At 65.0% G+C, this 2,090-nt stretch carries 4 protein-coding genes; 2 read left to right on the top strand and 2 right to left on the bottom strand.

Annotated features, from left to right (window positions below):
• On the bottom strand, nt 1–153 hold a 153-nt coding region (locus E6G06_22475), incomplete at its 3' end, for an oxidoreductase (GenBank protein ID TML84625.1).
• Complete coding sequence (locus E6G06_22470; GenBank protein TML84624.1) at nt 150–614, bottom strand: winged helix-turn-helix transcriptional regulator; 465 nt, start codon at nt 612–614, stop codon at nt 150–152. The genes E6G06_22475 and E6G06_22470, both read right to left, overlap by 4 nt.
• A gap of 177 nt (nt 615–791) precedes the next feature.
• On the opposite strand from E6G06_22470, the gene E6G06_22465 reads away from it, so the two are divergent.
• Nucleotides 792–1,805, top strand: a complete 1,014-nt coding sequence (locus tag E6G06_22465; GenBank protein TML84623.1) for an NAD-dependent epimerase/dehydratase family protein — start codon at nt 792–794, stop codon at nt 1,803–1,805.
• A partial coding sequence (locus E6G06_22460; GenBank protein TML84626.1) for a limonene-1,2-epoxide hydrolase occupies nt 1,714–2,090 on the top strand: 377 nt, incomplete at its 3' end. The genes E6G06_22465 and E6G06_22460, both read left to right, overlap by 92 nt.

Raw genomic sequence — 2,090 nt, 5'->3', positions numbered from 1 at the left:
TGCGGCGCGCAGCACTCGTAGTGCTTCGGAGCGGTCGCGCGGTGGCCCGAAGACGTTGTCGCCCGCCAGCTGCATCGCGCCGTAACCCACTCGGTGCACCAGCCGGCGGCCGAGCGCGAACGATCCCGCGGCATCGATCACTGATGTGGTCATGCGCGATCGTTTTCCAACTGTGCCGCGACGGCTTCTAGGGCTTGTGCGGCCTTGGTGAGCGTTCGGGGATCGACGTGGTCGAGGACGCGGTTGCGCACACTTGACAAGTGCGATGGCCACGCCGACCTCAGCTTGGTCAGGCCTTGCGCGGTGATCTCGGCCAAGTTGCTGCGCGCGTCGGCGGAACTTGTTCGCCTCGTGACCAGCCCACGGTTTTCGAGGTCGTCGACCACTCGAGTGGTCCTGCTGGGAGACAGTCCGGTGGCACTGGCAAGGTCGGCCATCCGGAGTTGACGGTTGGGCGCCTCCGAGAGGTTCATGATGACCGTGTACTCGCTCGACGAGAGCCCTGTGGCGCGGACCATGTCGTTGTGGAGGTGCCGCGGCAGCGTCAACACGATGCGCATGAGCGCGCGCCAAAACGCCTCCTCGGTTGCCGTGAGGGGCTCGAGGTCCGCCATCCGCCGAGCATAACTTGCTCCTCCACGCAACATCTGTACGCCGCAAGCCCAAGTCGGCGCAGCTGTCTCGCAGGCGGTGCCGCCCAACGGTTGCTTGCCAACGCAAGTGCCGTTGCCTAGGATGCCGATCGACCGATTCGTGCTCGCCGAGCCGGGCCAAGACGGGAGGCAAGACAAATGAACGTCGCACTCACCGGTGCAACCGGATTCATTGGGTCGCACATCCTGACCGAGTTGGTGTCCCACGGGCACGGCGTGATTGCGCTCGTCCGTGACGATACGCAGGCCGTGACCGTGGCGCAGCGGGGCGCGAAAGCAGTCGTCGTCGACTTGTACGACACGCCTGCGGTCATCAAGGTGTTCAACGATGCCGATGGCGCGGTCCACACCGCCAGCCCTGGCGACGCGACGAGCGCGGACCTGGATTCGGCGGTGGTGGACGCCGCCGTGAAGACGTACCCGGCGAGTGGCAAGCCGTACGCGCATATCAGCGGTCTTTGGGCCTTCGGTTCGAACATGTCGATCACCGAGGCGTCGCCGTTCAAGTCGCCGGCGTTGGTGGCCTTCAGGGAACCGATCGAGCAGCGCGTGCTCGCCGAAAAGGGCATGCGCGGGATTGTGATCGTCTCGAGTACGGCATACGGCGATGGCGGCGGCGGCGTCCCCGGCGTATTGCTCGCTTCCCCTCGGGACAGTGACGGCAATCTGATCATGCTCGGTACGGGTCGACAGCACTGGTCCACCGTCCATGTCGCCGATCTGGCCAATGTGTTCCGCCGGGTCCTGGAGAACGACCGCGCGTCTGGTTATTACGTCGTCGGGGACGGCTCGAACGCAACGGTGGCGGAGCTCACCGAGGCCGCAGCAGTGGCTGCGGGCGCGCCGGGAGCCGTCCCGGGTTCAGACGATGAAGCGAAGCGCGTGCACGACTCGGCGACTACTTCGCTGAAGTGCTCCTGCTCGATCAGGGCACGACCGCTGACCTGGCCCGCACCGAGCTTGGCTGGCAGCCGTCCTACCCGAGCCTCGTTGACGAGTTTCGCCACGGCAGCTATCGGAGTTGAGTGGCGGACCGGAGGGTTGAAGGAGGAGCAACGAGATGGAGAGCGCGATCGAGGTGGTGCGCAGGTTCTGCTTTGCGTGGTCCGAAGGCATGGAAGCCGATGCCCTGGCCGCGTTCTTCACCGATGACGCCGTCTACCACAACATCCCGTTGGCGCCGGTCAGAGGCAGAGAGGCCATCGCCAACAACTTCGTCACGTTCATCCGCCCGGGTCCGCCTGGCGTCGAGGGCCTCGACCTTCGCATCGTGAACATCGCAGTCGATGGTCCGGTCGTATTGACCGAGCGGGTGGACGTCTTCAAGCTCCCCGACAAGTCGTTTGAGATTCCGGTCATGGGTGCGTTCGAGGTAACCGACGGCAAGATCAGCGCGTGGCGGGACTACTTCGACCTGAGCCAGGTCACCAGCCAGTT

This window comes from Actinomycetota bacterium, assembly GCA_005888325.1.
Taxonomy (GTDB): Bacteria; Actinomycetota; Acidimicrobiia; order Acidimicrobiales; family AC-14; genus AC-14.
Note: the sequence above shows the minus strand (reverse complement) of the source record. Positions and strands in the feature narration are given on the sequence as shown.

Bases quoted from the DNA above. Each gene is read 5' to 3' on its own strand.
- E6G06_22470 (TML84624.1), bottom strand. From the start codon at position 614: ATGGCGGACCTCGAGCCCCTCACGGCAACCGAGGAGGCGTTTTGGCGC.
- E6G06_22465 (TML84623.1), top strand. From the start codon at position 792: ATGAACGTCGCACTCACCGGTGCAACCGGATTCATTGGGTCGCACATC.